Origin of the sequence: Caballeronia sp. ATUFL_F2_KS9A (assembly GCF_023630765.1) — a bacterium.
Lineage (GTDB): Bacteria > Pseudomonadota > Gammaproteobacteria > Burkholderiales > Burkholderiaceae > Caballeronia > Caballeronia zhejiangensis.
Genome location: NZ_JALQEK010000075.1, coordinates 1 through 254 on the forward strand (window position 1 = coordinate 1; position 254 = coordinate 254).

Below are 254 nucleotides of genomic sequence, written 5' to 3' on the forward strand. Positions count from 1 at the left end.
CCTTGACGGCGACCGTGACACCATACCCCTGATCGAGCTTCTCGATCAAGAACGGGAAGGCAAGCTTGGCCAACCGGTGGGACGAGGAGAAACAAGCCCGCAACCGCAACTTGAGGTCGTCCGTGGAGACTCCCGTCTGCAGCTTGCGAGGCACGGTGATGGGGAAGTATGAATAGAATGCCTGGTAGGCCTTCTCCACGACATCGGCGGTGATGCCCCGGTACGTCTCGAGAAACTTGGTCAAGGTATCGAAC

General features: G+C 58.3%; 1 protein-coding gene. It reads right to left on the reverse strand.

The window, feature by feature from the left end:
- On the reverse strand, nucleotides 1-244 hold a 244-nt coding region (locus NCS67_RS31830), incomplete at its 3' end, for a hypothetical protein (RefSeq protein WP_250437936.1).
- Nucleotides 245-254: the final 10 nt, after the last annotated feature.